A 20,245-nucleotide genomic window follows, 5' to 3' on the forward strand; every position below is an offset into this window, starting at 1 on the left:
AATATTACAACTCTATTACAACCCTGTTAGTTTTGTAAAATGTGTTGAAAACCGAAATAATGTACGTTATGATTTATATATCTTATAAATTACATAACAAGGAGGTCAATTTTATGATTACTGCAACTTACTTCTTCGAAAAACAACTTCATATTATTGCCTCCTTCGATAGATTCTAACCCACTCCGGTTCTAATCTAGATATCATATATATTATTTCTTATCTGTTAGGGGAGGCGCAAGCCTCCCTATTTTTATGCCTGATATCAGTGTGCACATTAATAGTGCGCACTTTTTTTGTTGTAATTTATAAGAATATTCCGAACTCTAGGGGTGATGATATGCCGAATTCAAAATGCAAAAGACAGCTTGATGCAATGACAACAACGAATATTTCAACAAAGACTACCAGAGGATGCTCTCGACTGTAATTGTGGATTGAGTGCCCTGGTAAGAACAGGGTGGTGTTATCATGTTTGAGTTTCTATGGAAACTGAGATGGTATTTTAAAGAAAACAAATGGAAGTATACAACAATCATCGGTGTGCTCCTGATAGCGAATGTACTGGAAGTGATTCCGGCACAGCTGATCGGGCGGACAATCGACTTCATCGGCAACGGTGAGATGACGGAGCGGCTCATGTGGCAGCTTGTCATCATCTTTCTTGCCGTGACTGTATTGACGTACACAGCGACCTATATATGGTCCTATCTGTTGTTTGACGGAGCGAAGAAGATCGAGGGCATCATCAGGATGAAACTGATGCGCAAATTTCTGCTTCTGTCTCCGAGCTTCTATGAACGCAATAAGACGGGCGATCTGATGGCGAAGGCGACGAATGATCTGCGCAGTGTCAATATGGCGACCGGCATAGGACTCTTGACACTGGTCGATGCGACATCATTCATGCTGACAATCATTCTGGTCATGGGCTTCACAATTTCATGGCAGCTGACGCTTTTTGCGCTCCTGCCTCTGCCGATTCTGGCCATTGTCGAGCAGCGTCTCGGCAAGAAGATCAATGAGGCCCATAAGGAAAGCCAGGAGGCGTTCAGTGTGATGAATGACTCCGTGCTGGAAATTGTCGAAGGGGTCAGGCTGACCCGAAGCTATGTTCAGGAAAAAGCGGAGAACAACCGCTTTAAGGGTATGACGGACGACTATCTGCAGAAGTTCATGAAAGTCGAACGTCTGGATGCGCTGTTCAGACCGCTGACCGTCATTGTAACGACATTCAGCTTCATGGTCGCTTTCGGCTATGGGGCAGTGCTTGCCAATCGCGGCATCATTTCGGTCGGCGATATCGTCGCTTTCAACGTGTACCTGAACATGCTGGTCTGGCCGATGTTCGCGGTCGGCATGCTGTTCAATGTGATGCAGCGTGGAAATGCATCACTGACCCGCATCGATGAAGTGCTTGATACGGAAGACGACGTGAAGCACCAGGGTAACATGATGATGACGAATGCGGGTATGGACTTTGACAAGCTGTCATTCCAGTATCCGCTCAGCACACGAACGAACTTGCAGGATATTACGTTCGAACTCAAGAGCGGTGAGACACTCGGCATTGTCGGCAGGACCGGCAGCGGGAAGTCGACGCTCGTCAAACAGCTTCTGAAATTCTATCCGGAAGGGGAGGGGGGACTGGTCATCGATGGTAAGAGCATTGCCGAGCTCGATAAGAAGGCACTGCGAGAGAAGATCGGCTATGTCTCCCAGGAGAACATACTGTTCTCAAGAACTGTCAGGGAAAATATCCTTTTCGGCAATCCGGAAGCGACTGAAGCTGAGCTTGAGGCAGCCATTGCACTCAGTGCACTTGATACAGATCTGAAACGTATGCCACAAGGCCTTGATACGATGGTCGGTGAAAAGGGCATCGCCCTGAGTGGCGGACAGAAGCAGCGCATCTCCATTGCGAGAAGCCTGATCCGTGACCCCGATATTCTGATACTGGACGATGCACTCAGTGCGGTTGATGCGAAGACCGAGAAGCGGATCATCGATGGCATCAGACGAAATCGTACCAGCAAGACGACCATCATCGTTACGCATAGACTATCTGCCGTACAGCACGCAGATCTGATTGCGGTACTGGACGATGGGCAGGTTGTAGAAATGGGAACGCACGAAACGCTGTCAGCAACCGGTGGCTGGTACAGCCAGCAGAATGACTACTACCGGACTGGAGGTGAAACAATATGAAAGAACTTAAGAGACTGATCAATTATGCGCTATATTTCAAGGGATGGTTCGCCCTCGGTATCATTCTGATGATACTGATGGTCGGCTTTGAACTGCTCGGACCGGTGATCGCCATGATCATTCTGGATCGTCATATCCAGGGAGGTGAAGGGCAGATCGAGATGCTGCCGATCTATCAGCTGCTGGCGGTATTTCTAGGGACCAATCTTCTGTACGCCATATTTAGCTACTTCCAGGAGGTTGTCCTTCAGAATTCGGGAGCACTGGTGGTTCAGAAAATCAGAAATGATGTATTTCAGCATGTACAAAAGTTGCCGATCCGCTATTTCGACGATCTCCCAGCGGGCAAGGTGGTGGCAAGGATTACAAACGACACGGAATCCATTCTGCATATGTTCTCAATTGTTCTTCCGATGTTTCTTGTCAGCACTCTGACCATCGGGGCGATCACAGTCGTTACGCTTTTCATCAACATCTGGACCGGTCTGGTCATGCTGCTGTTCGTACCAATCATCATCGTCTGGATGATTCTATATCGGAAGTATTCGAATGACTACAACCATATGAGAAGGGAACGCAACAGTGACATCAATGCGATGATCAACGAATCAATCAGCGGCATGCCGATCATCCAGGTTTTCAACAGGGAAGAACAGATTACACGGGAGTTTGAAGCTTTGAATAATGACTATCTTAAGAGTACAGGCAGCCTGATCAAGCTTGAAAGTGCCACAGGCCAGAATCTGATGGGGACATTGAGATCGCTGCTGTTTGCAGTGATGGTCTATATATTCGCATCAAGTTTCCTGGATGCATCAACGGCATTGTCGGTGGGAACGATGTATATACTCGTGGACTATGTGACACGGTTTTTCAACCCACTGTTCAATATCATCGGTGAACTGGACATCTATGAGCAGGCACGTGTCGCTGCAGTGAAAGTATTTGAGCTGCTGGATGCAGAAATCGAAGCGGAGCAGGAAGAAAACCTGGGCAGCTTCACCGGTCATATTGCCTTCAAGGAGGTCAGCTTCTCCTACGATGACAAACATACAGTGCTCAAAGACATCAGTATAGATGTGTCGCCGGGAGAAACCGTGGCGCTTGTCGGTCATACCGGTTCCGGCAAGAGCTCGATCATCAACCTGCTGATGCGTTTCTATGACCCGGTCAAAGGAAAAATTCTATTCGATGGCAAGGATACACGCGAATTCAGCAAACAGTCCTTGAGACAGCACATGTCAATTGTACTTCAGGATCCCTTCATCTACAGTGGGTCACTATTGTTCAATCTGCGGATGAACAACGAAGAGATTTCTGAAGAAGAAGCAAGGCAGGCACTCCTCAGTGTCGGCGGTGCGGAAATGCTGTCACGCATGAACGACGATATGCACACCGAACTGACCGAACGCGGTTCGACACTGTCACTTGGAGAACGCCAGCTCATTTCATTTGCACGCGCTATGGTATTCAACCCGAAAGTGCTCGTACTTGATGAAGCCACAAGCAACATCGACTCCGAAACCGAGCAAATGATCCAGCATGCCATGAAGGTTGTCAGTGCAAATCGCACAACCTTCATTATTGCCCACCGTCTGTCGACCATCCAGCACGCAGGTCAGATTCTGCTGCTTGATAGCGGCCGCATTGTTGAAAAGGGCAATCATGAAGAACTTCTTGCCTCAGGCAAGGAGTACGCCAAGATGTACACCATGCAGCTCGGCCAGCCGAAAGCGATGAATGCATAGATATGTTAAAGAAACCATCTGCTGATCAAGGCAGATGGTTTCTTGTTTTTATAACAATTGGTAGATAGAAAATTATTCATGACTTAAATAGTTCAGGAATAGAAACCGGCTCTAGGAAAGTTCTAAGTTCACCATCCACTTTTCCGAAGTCAACAGACTGTATCCAGTTATATTTAAAATGCATACCGTCATCTTTGTCTTCTCCAGTAACTTTATGCGCCCAGAAGTCCTCAGTATTCGAAGGGGCATACAACAGAAAATCATGACGTTCAACCATCTTTTTGATGAAAGGTTTGTAGTAGGTTACACACCCTAATTTCCGTACGAGTTTCGTATTCAACAAACCTGTTTCTTCATGTATTTCACGGTTAAGAGCCATTATCACGTCTTCTTTTTCTTCTACGCCGCCTCCAGGAATACGTAAGGTGGAGACTTTGTCAGAATCAAAAGACAGTGTTAGCAACTCATGAATTCCATCATCTTTTTCACGTATGATAAATCCTATGACAGAAACCTTCTTATTTTGACTCGCCCAGTTGATCGCACTTTCTGTCAGCTCGTTTACTAGTGAAGACTTCATTTTCTGGTACTCTTCAACATTAAAAACCTGGTGCACGCTGAGCTCCTTTTTAAGGCGTTTGTACTTTGCTGCTTCTTGTGGATTTTCAACCAGATAATCTCTAAAAGCCAAATGTCTACTAACTTCGCTTTTGCCTGATTGGTAAATATGTACGTGGTGTGTTCTGCTGTTATTTATATGCTTAACAAAAAATCTTCTGCCAACTATTCCGTTCTCTCCTTTTACAGTATACCCAAGCTCAGCCATCATAGTATTATATGAATCTACGTGTTGAACATTTTGAACTTCTACCAGGATATCGATTATAGGTTTGGCGACCATTTCCGGGATTGCAGTACTTCCAATGTGGTGTATGTCCAATAGCTCTTCAGCAAAAACTGCCTGTATCTTCTTAGCTTCTCTGTTAAAGTCATCTTCCCAGCTTTTTCTGTAAGAAACCAACTCCAGCTTTCGCATAAATTCACCTCATTTTTATAATAGGTTCTGTATCCCTTTATCTATATTTTTGCTATCTATTTCCGTTCTAATTCAAGCGCCTTTAGATAATGCTCATATTACTTGGCTTTATCATGATCAACCGCAAAGCTTAAAACGAGCTTCAATATATATAAGGCGAGCAGTCCATTCAGAATAAAATGTGTGTCAGAGAGCAGCGTCAGTATGCCGAGTCCCAGTAGGGCAGATGCCATACCGGCAGTACGCTGTAGATCTCTTTTTTCAATTCTGGTAATAATCCATGCGACAGATATGGTGAAAATCCAGATGATTGCACATAAAAGCAAGTTGCCGAAGATCCAGCCCAGTATCAGCGGCTGGACGTGGATGGTCAGAAATACCAACCTGGCTTCAGGACTTCCCTGATAGTATTCATTCGTACCTTTTGTAACATTGGCCACCACACCCCCGGTGATATCGAGTGTCAGTATGACCAGTAGTATCATCTTCCACACTGCGAGCTCTGACCATTCATCAAATGTGTGAAAAAGCAGTATTGAGGAAAGAAGAATGCAGCTCGCCAGCACAATGGCCAACTCCGCCTTTGTTGTCCTTCTGCCAAAAAGTTCATGGAGAAGTTTGGGGACGGGCAATGTCTTTTCGGATATTTCCTTGTTCATCCTAAACACGCTCCTTCATGCATCAAAAGTGAAGCTGGCTGCTGCGTCGATTATTCTGAAGATGTACCGTTTCGATGAAGGTTTCCTAATCATATCTATTATATACCGATAGGATAGGAACAGGTAATTACCAAGTTTCGTAAATCCAAACTATCTGAATGTTGACATTTCTCCTGGTGTCATGTAGAGTTATCATCATTCAACTGAATACTGTTATCCAGAGAAGTGGAGGGAATAGGCCCTTTGAAGCTTCAGCAGCAGGCTCACCCGGGTACTGTGCTAAATCCTACAAGCGGAGGCTTGGCAGATAATCGTAGAAACCATTTGCCATTTCGGCAGATGGTTTTTTTATTTTACATAGAGGATGTGATCGGATGGCAATTGTACTTGAAGATGTATCAAAGACGTACGAAGTGAATGGCAGGAAAGTAGAGGCTCTGAAAAAGCTGTCCTTATCGATAAGTGACGGGGAGATATTCGGCATCATCGGTTTCAGTGGTGCAGGGAAGAGTACGCTGCTCAGGCTGATCAACCTTCTGGAGCATCCGAGTTCCGGCAGGGTCAGTGTCAATGGGACGGAACTCAATTCGCTCTCAGGGCAGGATCTAAGAAATAAAAGGCAGAAGATCGGCATGATCTTCCAACAGTTCAACCTGATCGAGTCGAAGACTGTCTATCAAAACATCGAGTTTGTTCTTAAGGCAAGCAAGTACGACAAGAAGAAGGTCAAAGGGCGTATAGAAGAGCTGCTTGCGCTTGTGGGCTTGAGTGACAAGGCGGACAGCTACCCTGGCAATCTGAGTGGCGGGCAGAAGCAGCGGGTTGGAATCGCTCGGGCGCTTGCTAATCATCCTGAAGTGCTTCTGTGCGATGAAGCGACCAGTGCACTGGATCCGGATACGACGAAGACGATATTGAAGCTGCTCAAGAGGATCAACAAGGAGCTTGGCATCACCATCGTTCTGATTACACATGAAATGGAAGTCATCAAGGAGATTGCTGACAGGGTCGGGGTCATGACGGCGGGAGAGATTGTGGAGAGTGATGATGTCTACAGCATTTTCAGCCATCCAAAGCACGCAGTGACGAAAGGGTTCGTCCAGGACATCTACGATTTCATTATTCCGGCACACATTGAAATCAATGAGCGATCCGAGGTCATCACCATCAAGTTTCTGAATGAGAATGCAGAGGCGAACTATGTCAATCAGCTCTATCGTCATTTCGACTGTGACATCAGCATACTGAACGGCCGGATCGAATACATCCATGATATGCCGCTCGGCTTCCTGATGCTGCATGTCAAAGGTGACATTGAAGAAATCACAAGGCTCAAAATATTCATCGACGAATCCAATGGCATAGAAAGGGCTGAAATCCATGCAGAGACTGTCTGAAATTGCACCGCTGCTCTACCGTGCACTGCTTGAAACCACGCTAATGGTATCGGTCTCCATATTCTTTGCGGTACTTGTCGGACTGCCGCTCGGCATACTGCTGTATGTTACAGCAAACCCGCTGCTGTTCAGAATAAAGCCGTTGAACCAGGTTCTAGGCGCCATCACCAACGTCATCCGTTCGTTTCCTTTCATCATACTCATCGTGGCCATCATGCCGGTGGCAACATGGCTGACAAACAGCTCGCACGGTCCTGTATTTGCCAGCGTGGCACTGTCCATCGCAGCAATACCGCTCTTTGCCAGACTAGCTGAGACGAGTTTCAATGGCGTCAGCAAAGGGGTCATCGAAGCGAGCATCGCAGGCGGGGCTTCCCTGCCGCTAATCATTACGGATGTACTCATACCTGAAGCGCGCCGTGGTCTCACCCAGGGCATCACGCTGACAATCATCTCCATCATCGCTTTCAGTGCGACTGCAGGTGTCGTCGGGGGTGGCGGCATCGGCGATCTGGCCATCCGCTATGGATACTACCGCTATGACACAGTGACAATGGTTGCCACTGTCGTCGTCCTGATCATCATCGTACAGCTTGTACAGCTGATCGGAGATTTTTTGACCAGAAGACAGGAGGGGAACTGATATGCGAGGAATATTGATATTTCTAGCTTCGACTCTGGCAGTCATCATCGGCTCCAGTGCATTGCTGTATGAAGGAGAAGGGGAAGTCATCACAATCGGTGCTTCCACTGGACCTTACAGTGACATGGTGAATTTTGCCCTGAAGCCGGCACTTGAGGACCAGGGCTATACGGTTGAAATCGTCGAGTACACCGACTACATACAGCCGAATAATGCGCTGCATAATGGGGATCTCGATGCCAATCTATACCAGAACAAGTCCTTCATGTCCGATTTCAATGAAGAAAACGGTACGGACTTCACCAATCTCATCCAGGTCCCGACGGCGCCGATGGGGCTTTATTCCAGTGAATACGAATCATTGGAGGAGATCGAAAATGGCAGCGAAGTCGCACTGCCGCTCGATCCGGTCAACTCGTCCAGAGGCTTCCATACGCTCGTTGATGCCGGACTGATCGAAATTGCCGAGGATGCCAATATGCTCGCAGTCGAGGAATCTGATATCATACAGAATAACAAGAACCTGGAATTCGTCTATCAGGATTCCGGCCAGCTGCCAAGAAGCGTGGATCAGATCGGACTGTCGCTTGTACCCGGGAACTTTGCTCTGGCAAGCGGCATGGACCTGGCAGATGCACTGCAGCTTGAGAATATGAATGAAAACTTCAGAAACCAGGTTGTCATCAATGCAACCGATGAGGACAGCAAGCTTGCAGAGGACCTGATCCAGGCAGTGAAGTCCGATCATTTTCAAGATACGATAGACAGCAGGTTCCAGGGATTCGATAAACCGGAGGGACAGTAATGGCAAACAGACTATTGAACAGTATACCGGAAAGCTATTTCAAAACCGCAATGTCGAGTGAACTTGAACCGGGACCGCTGCCGCTCATCAATCTGGCAGTCGGCATTCCGGACGGCCGCACTCCGGAACCGATACTTGAAGCAGTCACAGAGTCGGTATATAAGGAAGAAAATCAGCGATACGTCAGCTTCAGGGGAAAGCCGTCCTTCAAGCATGAAATCAAAACCTTCTATAAAAAGCATTATGATGTGGACCTCGAAGATGATAACATTGCGCTCCTCTATGGAACGAAAAGTGCACTGGTCCAGTTTCCGATGATTTTTATTGAACCGGGGGAGGGTGTTTTCCTCCCGAACCCGGGCTATCCGGACTACGGTCCCGGTGTCATGCTTGCACGCGGTGAAACATACGACCTGCCGCTGCTCCCTGAGAACGGCTACCTTCCGGATTATGACAGCCTGCCGGACCACGAACTTCAGAATGCGCGGCTGATCTACCTGAACTACCCATCCAATCCGCTCGGGGCGGTTGCCGATAAGGCATTCTTCGACCGGACAGTGGAGAGGTTCAAAGAGACACGTACCAGGATCGTCCATGACTTCGCCTACGCCACATTTTCATTCGACAATCCGCATCCGAGCATCCTCGAGAGTGACACGAATCTTGATTGCGCCATCGAAATCTACTCGCTGTCGAAAGGCTTCAACATGTCCGGTTTCCGCACCGGCTTTGCGGTCGGCAACAGGGAGATGATCGAAGCCATCAATACGTATCAGGATCACACGCAGACGGGCATGTGGGGCGTGACACAGGATGCATCAGCCGCGGGGCTTCGGAATGAAGGGGAGATTCTGTCAGGCCAGAAGGAGAAGTTCAGGCGTCGGAGTGCCATGGTGACGGATGCTTTTACTGACATGGGAGTTCCGATCAATCCGATCAAAGGCGGCATATTCGGCTGGATCAAGGTACCTTCAGGATACGATGGGGAATCGTTCAGGGATTATCTCATCCAGGAGCTGTCGATTCTCGTTACTCCCGGCTTTCCTTTCGGTTCGAGAGGCAAGGACTACATCAGAATCTCCCTTGCTGTGGAGGATGCCGTGCTTCGAGAGACGGTGTCAAGATTCCAGCAGATCAAACATTTATGGCAGTAATGGAAAAAATTTTTCGAAAGTACTTGATATTAATATCAAATGCATGTAACATTATAGATAACATAACAGGTCACAAAGTAATGAATGTCTCATGAAGGTGGCCTCCGATAGAACAGTGCAACATGTTCTAGATATCATATATATTATTATCTTATCTGTTATAGAGAGGCTGCCGCCTCTCTATTTTTTATTTTACATATGCTTATCACACTCGCCCGAGTGTGGTATTCTTTTAATCAGATATTAAGGACTAATTGGAGGCGTTGGATTGTGAACAGGCTTTTCAACCGGAATCGCATGCTGATCATTCTGTTTGGCATCATCATTTTAATTCTGCTCATCGGCTTTTCCATGACGGATCGGAGTTCCACGACCCGTGCTGAACAGTTCACTGCCGATGCAGCAGCTGGTTCGCAGATGATCATCAATGCACCATTCGATTTTGTCGGAAGCCTTTTCGGCACGATCACCCGCAGCTTCAATGCGGTTGAGGAAAATGAAAAACTGCGGGCGCAGCTTGAAATGCTGCCCCAGATGCAGGCGGACATCGAACGGCTCGAGGCTGAGAACGAAGAACTTCGGGAAGCGCTCGATATCAGTTCCAGGCAGTCCTACGAGAGCATCAATGCACGGGTGATTTCAAGATCGCATGACCAGTGGCTGAACAGTTTCACAATCGACAAGGGTGAAACGGATGGCCTCACTACAGGCATGGCGGTCATGACACCAGAAGGGCTGATCGGTACAGTGACACGTGTCAACGGGGGGACGAGCTATGTCGAGATGCTGACGACTTCGGTGTCGCAGAATAATCTTTCGGTCGAAGTGATGCATGACGGCACTCCGATCTACGGCAATGTCCAGAAGTACGACAAGGAAAGAAATCTGCTTGTCGTCGAGAATATAAAGAACCGCAGCGGGCTCTCCCCGGGAGATGAAGTCTTTACAAGCGGTCTTGTCGGCAACTATCCGGAAGGTCTCCTGATCGGCACGGTGGTCGAAGTGGAGAATGATGAATATGGTCTCAGCCAGAACGCTTATGTGCAATTGAAAAGTAATGCAGATAATGTCGATGTGGTCTTCGTCATCGAGAGAAGCCCGGAATCGATGGAGGACTAGCATGAGAGCCATCATGATATTTCTCACCTCGTTCCTGCTGATGTATGTGGACTTTGCATTTGCCGGCTTCAGCCCGATCATCGTCAGTGATGTCGAAGTCTATTTCGTTCCGCGCGTACTTCTGATGTTCATTCTGCTGCTGTCGATCTATACAGGTTCCAGAATGAGCATCCTGCTCGCAGTCGTCTTCGGTGCAATGCTCGACTTCTACATAGGATCGGTGTATGGCATCCATGCTTTCGGCATGGTGGCCTTCGTCCTGTTCATGCACACTGCCTTCCGGGTGTTCCATAAGGATTTTGTCGCCATGGCTTTCGTCGTGCTGCTGCTGACGATGCTGTATGACATATACATCTACCTGCTCCATATCATCCTCGACCTGGTGGACAAGCCGGTATTCGACTATATGGCGCTGCGCGCGGCACCGAGCCTGCTGCTGAATGCGCTGCTCTTTACCGTGGTGTATGTCATCGCCCTGAAAACGTCAAGGGTCAGAAAAGAGGTACTGCCAAAGCATTGACACCGGCCTGAGGTGCTGATATAATGCAATAGTTGGTGATAATGTAGACATCAACCGCTCAATTACAGGTTCAAGTGATGCATATCCACCTGTAGATGGCGTGTCTTATTTTATATTAGGAGGTGTAAGTATGTTTGCAATTATCGAAACAGGTGGTAAACAGATCAGAGTTGAAGAGGGTCAGACAATCTACGTTGAAAAACTCAACGCAGAAGCTGGAGATGCCTTCACTTTCGACAAAGTGCTCTTCGTAGGTGGAGAGTCTGTTAAAATTGGTGTACCTACAGTTGAAGGTGCTACTGTATCCGCTAAAGTTGAAAAACACGGCCGCGGCAAGAAGATCGACGTAGTGAAATTCAAACGCAGAAAGAACTACAAGCGTAAACAAGGTCATCGTCAGCCTTATACAAAGCTGACAGTTGAAAAGATCGACGCGTAATGATCCATGTGGAATTCAATATAGACGATAAGGGACAGGTGACATCCTTCGGGATGGAAGGTCACGCCATGTTTGATGAATATGGCAAGGACATTGTCTGTGCTGGCGCTTCAGCAGTCGTTTTCGGTTCTGTAAATGCCATTCTCAATATGACCGGAGCCAATCCGGCGATTGAAATGGATGAGGAATCCGGCTCACTCCGATTCAAAGCGGACGATCCGGATAATGACAAGATGCAGATACTTCTTGAAGGCATGATCATTTCATTAAAGACGATAGAAGAAGAATATGGTGAACATATCACATTAAATTTCAAGTGAGGTGAAAGCAATGCTTAAACTGAATCTTCAATTTTTCGCATCCAAAAAAGGTGTAGGCTCAACTAAAAACGGCCGTGATTCCGAATCCAAACGTCTTGGCGCCAAGAGGCAGGATGGTCAGCACGTTACAGGCGGATCCATTCTTTTCCGCCAGCGTGGTACTAAGATCCACCCGGGTGAGAACGTTGGACGCGGAGGAGATGACACACTTTTCGCCAAAATCGACGGCGTTGTAAAATACGAACGCATCGGTCGCGACAAGAAGCGCGTTTCCGTATACAAGGAAGCAAAATAAAGAATTGAGTGGACATCAGCAAAGCTGATGTCCTTTTTCATTAAATGGGATAGATCGGTTATGCTATAATATTGAAGGATAGAGGTGAGACGATGTTTATAGATCAGGTAGATATATACTTGAAAGCCGGCAATGGCGGTAACGGCATTGTTGCATACAGAAGAGAGAAATATGTACCACTGGGTGGTCCGGCAGGCGGCGATGGCGGCAACGGTGCGGATATCATTTTCGAAGTCGATGAGGGACTGAGAACACTGATGGATTTCCGCTACCAGCGCCATTTCAAGGCCAAGCACGGCCAGAACGGCATGAGTTCGAATGCACACGGCAGAAACAGCGAGCCGCTCGTACTTAAAGTGCCACCGGGTACGATTGTCAAAAGGAAAGATACCGGTGAAACACTGGCCGACCTCGTGCACCATGGTGCCCAGATGGTCATCGCCAAAGGAGGCCGTGGGGGACGCGGCAACTCCAGGTTTGCATCCTCCCGCAATCCGGCACCGGATTTTGCCGAAAACGGTGAACCGGGCGAGGAATTCGAAGTGACGATGGAGCTGAAGCTGCTTGCGGATGTTGGTCTAGTCGGCTTCCCGAGTGTGGGCAAATCAACGATACTGAGTGCCGTTTCGAAGGCGAAGGCGAAGACGGGAGATTATCCGTTTACGACGATCAAGCCGAATCTTGGCGTGGTCCAGACCGGAGACGGGCGCTCGTTCGTCATGGCGGATCTGCCGGGACTGATTGAAGGTGCGTCTGAAGGGACCGGTCTCGGCCATCAGTTCCTGCGACATGTGGAACGCACCAGGGTCATCGTTCATGTCATCGACATCAGCGGCCTCGAAGGGCGCGATCCGATCGATGACTACAGGATCATCCGTGAAGAGATGGGCCTATATAATGAAAGTCTGCTGAAGCGTCCGGAGATCATTGTGCTGAACAAGGTCGATCTGGTAGAGGATGATGAAATCTTCGAACAGTTCAGGTCGGCAATCGGAGAAGACAAGGAAATTCATGAAATCTCAGCAGCCACCCGCCAGAACCTTGATACGGTACTCTACCGTGTAGCAGATCTGCTTGAGGAGACGCCGGAAACGGAAGAAGTGGTCGAAGAGACGGATCACCGTGTGCTCTACCGCTACGAAAAAGATCCGGATGCCTTCAAGATCTCAAGGGATGATGACGGTGCCTTTGTTGTTACAGGCGACGCCATTGAGCGTATGTTCAAGATGACGGACTTCAACAGGGAAGCTGCCATCAGAAGGTTCGCCAGACAGATGCGTTCCATGGGTATCGATGACGCTTTGCGTGAGCGTGGCATTCAGACGGGCGACACTGTAAGGATACTTGGCGGAGAGTTCGAATTCGTAGAATGATGGTGATTTGATGTATCAGTATATTATCGGTGTATTGAAAGAAGTGGAACCACAGTATATTACCGTGGAATCGAATGGAATCGGCTATCTGCTCATGATGCCGAATCCGTTCCGTTTTGAACAGGAAAAGGAACAGCAGATACAAATATATACCGAACTCATTGTGAGGGAGGACAGCCATACGCTGTATGGCTTCAGAAATAGGGACGAGAAGACACTGTTCAAATCCCTGCTCCAGGTGACCGGCATCGGACCGAAGAGTGCCCTGGCGATTCTTGCTGCCGCGTCCCCTGAAGAAATCATCGGCGCCATTGAAGCGGAAGATGAGAAGTTCATGCAGAAGTTTCCGGGTGTCGGCAAGAAGACGGCTAGTCAGATCATTCTCGATTTGAAAGGCAAGCTCGGTGCCGTGGATATTACAGCGCATAAGCCAGCGCGTGACAACAACAGCCACTTCATCAGTGAAGCGATGCTTGCACTGGAAGCGCTCGGCTACAGCAGCCGTGAACTGAAGCGCATCGAGAAGCAGCTTGGCAACGAGTCGTTCGAGTCGGTGGATGCTGCTGTAAAACGCGGATTGAAATATCTAGTTCAGTAATGAGGTGCTATTATGGATGATCGCATTTTGGATGAAGGAAAACAGCCGTTTGAAGAAAATGTGGAAATGTCACTGCGTCCGGAGCTTCTGAACCAGTATATCGGCCAGCAGACATTGAAGGACAATCTGACCATCTTCATAGAAGCCGCACGGATCAGGGAAGAGGCGCTTGACCATGTCATCCTTCATGGGCCGCCGGGTCTCGGCAAGACGACGCTCTCCAATATCATTGCCAACGAGCTTGGCGTGAATATCCGGACAACATCCGGCCCTGCCATCGAGCGTGCAGGCGATCTGGCAGCCATCCTGTCGAGCCTTGAAGCGGGGGATGTGCTGTTCATCGATGAAATCCACCGTCTGCCGCGTGCAGTTGAAGAAATACTGTATTCGGCAATGGAGGATTTCTTCCTCGATGTCGTCATCGGCAAGGGGGAGGAGGCGAGAAGCATCCGTATCGACCTGCCGCCGTTCACTCTGGTTGGCGCAACGACACGCTTCGGGAGCTTGTCTGCCCCGCTCAGGGACCGTTTCGGCGTCCAGTTGAGACTCGAGTACTATGACCTTGACAGTCTCATCACAATCGTCAACCGTACGGCAGACATTCTTGAAGTGACAGTCGATCCGGACAGCGCAATGGAGCTTGCCCGCCGTTCACGCGGGACGCCCCGTATCGCCAACCGTCTGCTCAGACGTGTCAGGGACTTCTCCATCGTAAAGAAGGAATCGTCCATTACACTCGAGACGACGAACCATGCGCTGAAGGTGCTTGAAGTCGATCCGAGCGGACTCGATCCGATTGACCATAAAATTATGAACACGATCATCAACACATATAATGGGGGGCCGGTCGGTCTCGAAACGGTCGCCGTGTCGATCGGCGAGGAAGTCATCACACTGCTTGATGTCTATGAACCGTTTCTGATCCAGCAGGGATTTCTGGAGCGGACACCGAGAGGCAGAAAAGCGACAGCGAAGAGCTACGACTACTTCAATGGCGACCCCCACATCGATATATTTAGAAATGAGGAATAGGTTTGAAACTCGAGGAATTTGATTTCGATCTGCCCGAATCACTGATCGCACAGACACCTCTTCTGAAACGGGCGGAAAGCAGGCTGCTCGCTCTGGATAAACGCACGGGCAGCGTGTCGGATACGAAATTTGAAAATATTACAGCGTATCTCAACCCAGGGGATGCGCTTGTGCTGAATGATACGAAAGTACTGCCTGCCAGACTTTTCGGTGTAAAGAAGGATACAGGTGCGAAAATAGAAATGCTGCTCCTGAAGCCGATCGAAGGCGGATATGAAGTGCTGATCCGTCCGGCGAAGCGCGTCAAGCCGGGAACGGAAATCGACTTCGGCGACGGTCTCCTGACAGCAGTATGCACAGATACGTTTGCCGAGGGCATCAGGCACGTCTCCCTCCATCATGATGGGCTGCTTGAAAATGTACTGGATGAACTGGGTGAAATGCCGCTGCCCCCTTATATCAAGGAGACGCTTGATGACAAGGACCGCTATCAGACGGTGTATGCGAAGCATGCAGGATCAGCTGCCGCACCGACAGCGGGTCTTCATTTTACAGAAGCACTGCTTGATGAAATCAGGCACAAGGGTGTACATATCAGCTACATCACCCTGCATGTTGGGCTCGGCACTTTCCGCCCGGTCAGCGTAGACGACATCGAAGAGCATAAGATGCACTCCGAGTTCTACATCATGACTGATGAGACTGCTTCCACGCTGAATGCAGTCAAGGAGAATGGCGGTAAAGTGGTCAGTGTCGGAACGACGAGCACACGGACGCTTGAGACGATCATGCGGGATCATGGACAGTTTGTCGAAGCGAGCGGGTTTACGGATATATTCATCTATCCGGGCTTCAAGTACAAAGCGGTCGACGCGCTGATCACCAATTTCCACCTGCCGAAGTCCTCGCTGATGATGCTGGTCAGTGCGTTCAGTGATAGGGAGACGATCATGAACGCCTACCGTCATGCGATTGATGAGGAATACCGTTTCTTCAGTTTTGGAGATGCAATGATTATATATGAGGATGAAGAGTAGATGGCAATCAGATATGAACATATAAAGACATGCAAGCAGACCGGTGCCCGCATCGGCAAACTGCACACGCCGCATGGCACAATCGATACACCGATCTTCATGCCGGTCGGCACACTGGCGACCGTCAAGACGATGACGCCCGAGGAGCTTGCCGATATCGGCAGCCAGATCATCTTGAGCAACACATACCATCTATGGCTGAGACCGGGCAGTGATATCATCAGGGAAGCAGGGGGACTCCACAAGTTCATGAACTGGGACAGGCCGATTCTGACGGACTCCGGCGGCTTCCAGGTATTCAGCCTGAGTGACAGACGCAAAATTGAAGAGGAAGGCGTCCATTTCAGAAGCCATCTCGACGGCTCGAAGCTTTTTCTGAGTCCGGAGAAGGCGATGGACATCCAGCATGACCTTGGCTCCGACATCATGATGGCATTCGATGAATGCCCGCCGTTCCCGGCAGAGAAGCAATATGTACAGGATTCGATTGATAGAACAACACGATGGGCGGAACGTTGCTTGAACCATCATGTGAAGAGCGGCAACGACAAGCACCAGGCACTGTTCGGCATCGTCCAGGGCGGGGAATACAAGGATCTCAGAGCACAGAGTGCGAAAGAACTCGTGTCGATGGACTTCCCGGGCTATTCCATCGGCGGACTGTCCGTCGGTGAACCGAAACCGATCATGTACCGTGTGCTGGAAGAGACCATTCCGTACCTGCCTGAAGACAAGCCCCGCTATCTGATGGGTGTGGGTTCGCCGGATGCGCTGATTGAAGGTGTCATACGTGGGGTCGACATGTTCGACTGCGTGCTGCCGACCCGTATCGCAAGAAACGGCACAACGATGACTTCGCAGGGCCGGGTTGTCGTCAAGAACAAGAAGTTCGAGCGCGATTTTACGCCGCTCGACCCGGCGTGTGACTGCTATACGTGCCGCAACTACACGAAAGCCTATCTGCGTCATCTCTTCAAAACTGATGAAATTCTTGGATTGAGGCTTACCACTTATCATAATCTATATTTTCTGTTAAAATTGATGGAAGATATTCGAACTGCGATTTTAAATGATGAACTGCTGGATTTTAAAGAAGCATTTTTCGAATCATACGGATTGAATGTCGAAAATCCAAAAAATTTCTAAAAGAGGAGAAGATTCATAGATGGAATTCTTTATGGCCATCCTGCCGTTTCTGGTACTCATTCTGGTAATGTACTTCCTGATGATCCGTCCGGCACAGAAGAAGCAGAAAGATGTACAGAACATGCAGGCGAACATGCAGAAGGGTGACGAAATCATCACGATCGGCGGACTTCACGGAACTGTCGAGTCCTTCGACCAGAAACACATGTACATCCGTACAGATGCAGCCGGCAGTGCAGTACTTAAATTTGAGCGTGTCGCGCTCAAAGAAATTGTAAAACAGTAGTGCAATGAGCTGACTCCATGAGTCGGCTTTTTTTAATTTTAATTTATGGTTTCAACAGTTATAATTGAAACGTTGAGGATTTCCAAAATAATCGAGGTGTGTTTTGTTGAAAGTAAAGAAGAATAGAATCATCATCACCATTCTGCTGGTCATCGGTATATTGACGGTCGTTGGACTGACAGCGAAAGATCTTGTCAAGGACGTCAATCTTGGTCTGGACCTGCAGGGTGGATTTGAAGTACTGTATCAGGTCGAACCACTTGATGATGGAGATGAAATTGATGACTCGGCGGTACAGAGTACGGCACAGACACTGGATTCGCGCGTCAATGTACTTGGTGTCTCAGAACCGAATATCCAGATTGAGGAAGGCAACAGGATCCGGGTCCAGCTTGCCGGAGTGGAAGATCAGGCTGAAGCTAGGGAGCTGCTCAGCACCCAGGCTGAACTGACCATCCGGGACGTTGATGATAATGTTCTTCTGTCCGGTGCAGATCTGGTCCAGGGTGGGGCGAGTCAGAACTTTGACGAAATGAACCAGCCCATGGTATCGCTGCAGCTGAAGGATCCTGACAAGTTCCGTGAGGTCACTGAAGAGATTTCCCAGAGACCGGCCGGTGAAAATCTGATGGTCATCTGGATGGACTTCGAAGAAGGCGAAGACAGCTTTGCAGAGGAAGTTCAGAAGGCGGATCCGAAATTCATTTCTGCACCGAGCGTATCCGCACCGATCAATTCATCAGACGTCATGATCTCCGGCGGATTCAATGGTGAGGAAGGACTTGAGCGTGCCCAGAATATTGCTGCACTCCTCAATTCGGGTGCGCTGCCGGTCAAGCTGACCGAGATCTATTCCAATTCCGTCGGTGCCCAGTTCGGTGCCCAGGCACTGGATGAGACTGTGACTGCCGGTCTGATCGGTGTAGCACTCGTATTCATATTCATGATTGCGTTCTACAGACTTCCGGGTGTTGTTGCGGCAGTGACGCTGACCGCCTACATCTACCTGACGCTTCTCGGGTTCAACCTGATCAGCGGCGTACTCACCCTGCCCGGTATTGCGGCACTGATTCTCGGTGTCGGCATGGCGGTGGATGCCAACATCATCATGTATGAGCGCATCAAGGATGAACTCAGGATCGGAAGAAACCTGAAGCAGGCCTACAAGCGGGCATCGGCCGCTTCCCTATGGACGATCATAGATGCCAACATCACGACGATGATCGCCGGTGTGGTACTGTTCATATTCGGAACAAGCAGTGTCAAAGGCTTTGCGACCATGCTGATCCTGTCGATACTGATGAGCTTCATTACAGCTGTATTCCTGACACGGGTCGTACTGTCGCTCCTGATCCGATCAAATTTCTTCAACGGCCGGCTCGGCTGGTTCGGAGTCAAGGAGTCGGATAGATTCAATATCAATGAAGGCAAAGACATCGAACATCTGTCGACGCCTTGGGACAAGTTTGATTTCATCGGTCATGCGCGAAAGTTCTTTATACTGAGCGGTGTGCTCATTCTCGCAGGCCTTATCGTCCTGTCCATCTTCAGACTGAACCTCGGCATCGACTTTACGTCCGGGACAAGAGCGGATATCGAGACGAATGGTGAAGCGACGGTCGAACAGGTCGAAGCGGAACTCTCAGCCATGGATATCCCGCCCGACAGCATTACAACTTCAGGGGAGAATATGGTTGTCGCCCGCTATGCTGAAGATCTGTCCCAGGATGAAGTGACAGAGATGCAGGACACCTTTGAAGAACTGTATGGCAGCCAGCCTGCAATCAGCACAGTAAGTCCTGTGATCGGACGTGAACTTGCGCAGAATGCGGCCATGGCACTCGCCATCGCATCGCTCGGCATCGTTCTCTATGCCTCCATCAGATTCGAGTGGCGCATGGCGCTGCCGAGTGTGCTGGCACTGATCCACGATGCATTCATCATGGTTGCGGTCTTCTCCATTTTCAGGCTGGAAGTGGATATTACTTTCATCGCCGCCGTGCTGACAATCGTCGGGTATTCGATCAACGATACGATCGTGACATTCGACAGGGTGCGTGAAAACTTGAAGAAGGCGCGGGTGATCCGGAAAGAATCGCAGATTGATGAGATCATCAACCGCTCGCTCAAACAGACTCTGACCCGCTCGGTCAATACGGTGCTGACTGTCATCATCGTGGTTGTTCTGCTCGTATTCATGGGCAGCACAGCCATACTGAACTTCTCGATTGCACTGCTGGTCGGCCTGATCAGCGGCATCTACTCATCGCTCTTCATCGCACTGCAGCTGTGGGGCATATTGAAGAAGCGTCAGTTCAGAAAAGCAGAAGGCAGCTTGACCGTATACGAAGAGAAGAAGAAAGATGACGAAAAAATACTTGTATAATTCTAGAACGCCCGGGCACCCCCGGGCGTTTTGCAAAGGATGTA

Annotated in this window: 20 protein-coding genes, 1 riboswitch and 1 other annotated feature; of the genes, 18 read left to right on the forward strand and 2 right to left on the reverse strand. The window is 49.0% G+C overall.

Annotated features, from left to right (window positions below; genetic code table 11):
• The first annotated feature begins 471 nt into the window (after positions 1–471).
• Both FO441_RS03210 and FO441_RS03215 read left to right on the forward strand, forming a co-directional pair.
• A complete protein-coding gene (locus tag FO441_RS03210; RefSeq protein WP_145285687.1) occupies positions 472–2,208 on the forward strand; it encodes an ABC transporter ATP-binding protein in 1,737 nt (578 codons plus the stop codon).
• A complete protein-coding gene (locus FO441_RS03215) occupies positions 2,205–3,956 on the forward strand; it encodes an ABC transporter ATP-binding protein (RefSeq protein ID WP_145285690.1) in 1,752 nt (583 codons plus the stop codon). The genes FO441_RS03210 and FO441_RS03215 overlap by 4 nt, the downstream gene beginning before the upstream one ends.
• 76 nt (positions 3,957–4,032) lie before the next feature.
• Here FO441_RS03215 and FO441_RS03220 read toward each other — a convergent pair whose 3' ends face one another.
• Both FO441_RS03220 and FO441_RS03225 read right to left on the reverse strand, forming a co-directional pair.
• Positions 4,033–4,992, reverse strand: coding sequence for a GrpB family protein (locus tag FO441_RS03220; RefSeq protein WP_145285693.1), 960 nt, complete (start codon positions 4,990–4,992; stop codon positions 4,033–4,035).
• Positions 4,993–5,090: 98 nt separating this feature from the next.
• A complete protein-coding gene (locus FO441_RS03225) occupies positions 5,091–5,651 on the reverse strand; it encodes a hypothetical protein (RefSeq protein WP_145285696.1) in 561 nt (186 codons plus the stop codon).
• Positions 5,652–5,861: 210 nt separating this feature from the next.
• Positions 5,862–5,965: riboswitch (SAM riboswitch) on the forward strand.
• A gap of 60 nt (positions 5,966–6,025) precedes the next feature.
• On the opposite strand from FO441_RS03225, the gene FO441_RS03230 reads away from it, so the two are divergent.
• The 16 genes from FO441_RS03230 to secDF all read left to right on the forward strand — a co-directional run bounded on the left by FO441_RS03230 (position 6,026) and on the right by secDF (position 20,201).
• Positions 6,026–7,048, forward strand: coding sequence for a methionine ABC transporter ATP-binding protein (locus FO441_RS03230; protein ID WP_145285699.1), 1,023 nt, complete (start codon positions 6,026–6,028; stop codon positions 7,046–7,048).
• Positions 7,032–7,691 carry a methionine ABC transporter permease gene (locus FO441_RS03235; RefSeq protein WP_145285702.1) on the forward strand — a complete coding sequence of 220 codons (660 nt, stop codon included), beginning with the start codon at positions 7,032–7,034 and terminating at the stop codon, positions 7,689–7,691. Before FO441_RS03230 ends, FO441_RS03235 begins: the two co-directional genes overlap by 17 nt.
• A gap of 1 nt (position 7,692) precedes the next feature.
• The gene (locus FO441_RS03240; RefSeq protein ID WP_145285705.1) at positions 7,693–8,496 is read left to right on the forward strand and encodes a MetQ/NlpA family ABC transporter substrate-binding protein; all 804 of its coding nucleotides are present in this window, start codon (positions 7,693–7,695) and stop codon (positions 8,494–8,496) included.
• The gene (locus tag FO441_RS03245) at positions 8,496–9,650 is read left to right on the forward strand and encodes an aminotransferase class I/II-fold pyridoxal phosphate-dependent enzyme (RefSeq protein WP_145285707.1); all 1,155 of its coding nucleotides are present in this window, start codon (positions 8,496–8,498) and stop codon (positions 9,648–9,650) included. The genes FO441_RS03240 and FO441_RS03245 overlap by 1 nt, the downstream gene beginning before the upstream one ends.
• A gap of 270 nt (positions 9,651–9,920) precedes the next feature.
• Entirely contained in the window at positions 9,921–10,769 is an 849-nt protein-coding gene (gene mreC / locus FO441_RS03250) for a rod shape-determining protein MreC (protein WP_145285710.1), read from the forward strand.
• Position 10,770: 1 nt separating this feature from the next.
• Entirely contained in the window at positions 10,771–11,289 is a 519-nt protein-coding gene (gene mreD / locus FO441_RS03255) for a rod shape-determining protein MreD (RefSeq protein ID WP_145285713.1), read from the forward strand.
• A gap of 42 nt (positions 11,290–11,331) precedes the next feature.
• Positions 11,332–11,405, forward strand: a sequence feature (ribosomal protein L21 leader region).
• A 14-nt stretch (positions 11,406–11,419) separates the two neighbouring features.
• Positions 11,420–11,728, forward strand: a complete 309-nt coding sequence (gene rplU, locus FO441_RS03260; RefSeq protein WP_145285715.1) for a 50S ribosomal protein L21 — start codon at positions 11,420–11,422, stop codon at positions 11,726–11,728.
• Entirely contained in the window at positions 11,728–12,048 is a 321-nt protein-coding gene (locus FO441_RS03265; RefSeq protein WP_145285717.1) for a ribosomal-processing cysteine protease Prp, read from the forward strand. Before rplU ends, FO441_RS03265 begins: the two co-directional genes overlap by 1 nt.
• Before the next feature lie 10 nt (positions 12,049–12,058).
• Positions 12,059–12,343: a 50S ribosomal protein L27 gene (gene rpmA / locus FO441_RS03270; RefSeq protein ID WP_145285720.1), complete on the forward strand. Its 285-nt coding sequence runs from the start codon at positions 12,059–12,061 to the stop codon at positions 12,341–12,343.
• Between the two features lie 92 nt (positions 12,344–12,435).
• Positions 12,436–13,716: a GTPase ObgE gene (obgE, locus tag FO441_RS03275; protein WP_145285723.1), complete on the forward strand. Its 1,281-nt coding sequence runs from the start codon at positions 12,436–12,438 to the stop codon at positions 13,714–13,716.
• 10 nt (positions 13,717–13,726) lie between these two features.
• Complete coding sequence (gene ruvA, locus FO441_RS03280; RefSeq protein ID WP_145285727.1) at positions 13,727–14,314, forward strand: Holliday junction branch migration protein RuvA; 588 nt, start codon at positions 13,727–13,729, stop codon at positions 14,312–14,314.
• A gap of 12 nt (positions 14,315–14,326) precedes the next feature.
• Positions 14,327–15,346 carry a Holliday junction branch migration DNA helicase RuvB gene (gene ruvB, locus FO441_RS03285; protein ID WP_145285730.1) on the forward strand — a complete coding sequence of 340 codons (1,020 nt, stop codon included), beginning with the start codon at positions 14,327–14,329 and terminating at the stop codon, positions 15,344–15,346.
• 2 nt (positions 15,347–15,348) lie between these two features.
• The gene (gene queA / locus FO441_RS03290) at positions 15,349–16,383 is read left to right on the forward strand and encodes a tRNA preQ1(34) S-adenosylmethionine ribosyltransferase-isomerase QueA (protein ID WP_145285733.1); all 1,035 of its coding nucleotides are present in this window, start codon (positions 15,349–15,351) and stop codon (positions 16,381–16,383) included.
• The gene (gene tgt / locus FO441_RS03295; protein WP_145285736.1) at positions 16,384–17,529 is read left to right on the forward strand and encodes a tRNA guanosine(34) transglycosylase Tgt; all 1,146 of its coding nucleotides are present in this window, start codon (positions 16,384–16,386) and stop codon (positions 17,527–17,529) included.
• Positions 17,530–17,548: 19 nt separating this feature from the next.
• Complete coding sequence (gene yajC / locus FO441_RS03300) at positions 17,549–17,815, forward strand: preprotein translocase subunit YajC (protein WP_145285738.1); 267 nt, start codon at positions 17,549–17,551, stop codon at positions 17,813–17,815.
• Between the two features lie 106 nt (positions 17,816–17,921).
• Positions 17,922–20,201 (forward strand): protein translocase subunit SecDF, encoded by a 2,280-nt coding sequence (gene secDF, locus FO441_RS03305; protein ID WP_145285741.1) that lies wholly within the window; start codon positions 17,922–17,924, stop codon positions 20,199–20,201.
• Positions 20,202–20,245: the final 44 nt, after the last annotated feature.

Origin of the sequence: Salinicoccus cyprini, assembly GCF_007713705.1 — a bacterium.
GTDB lineage: Bacteria > Bacillota > Bacilli > Staphylococcales > Salinicoccaceae > Salinicoccus > Salinicoccus cyprini.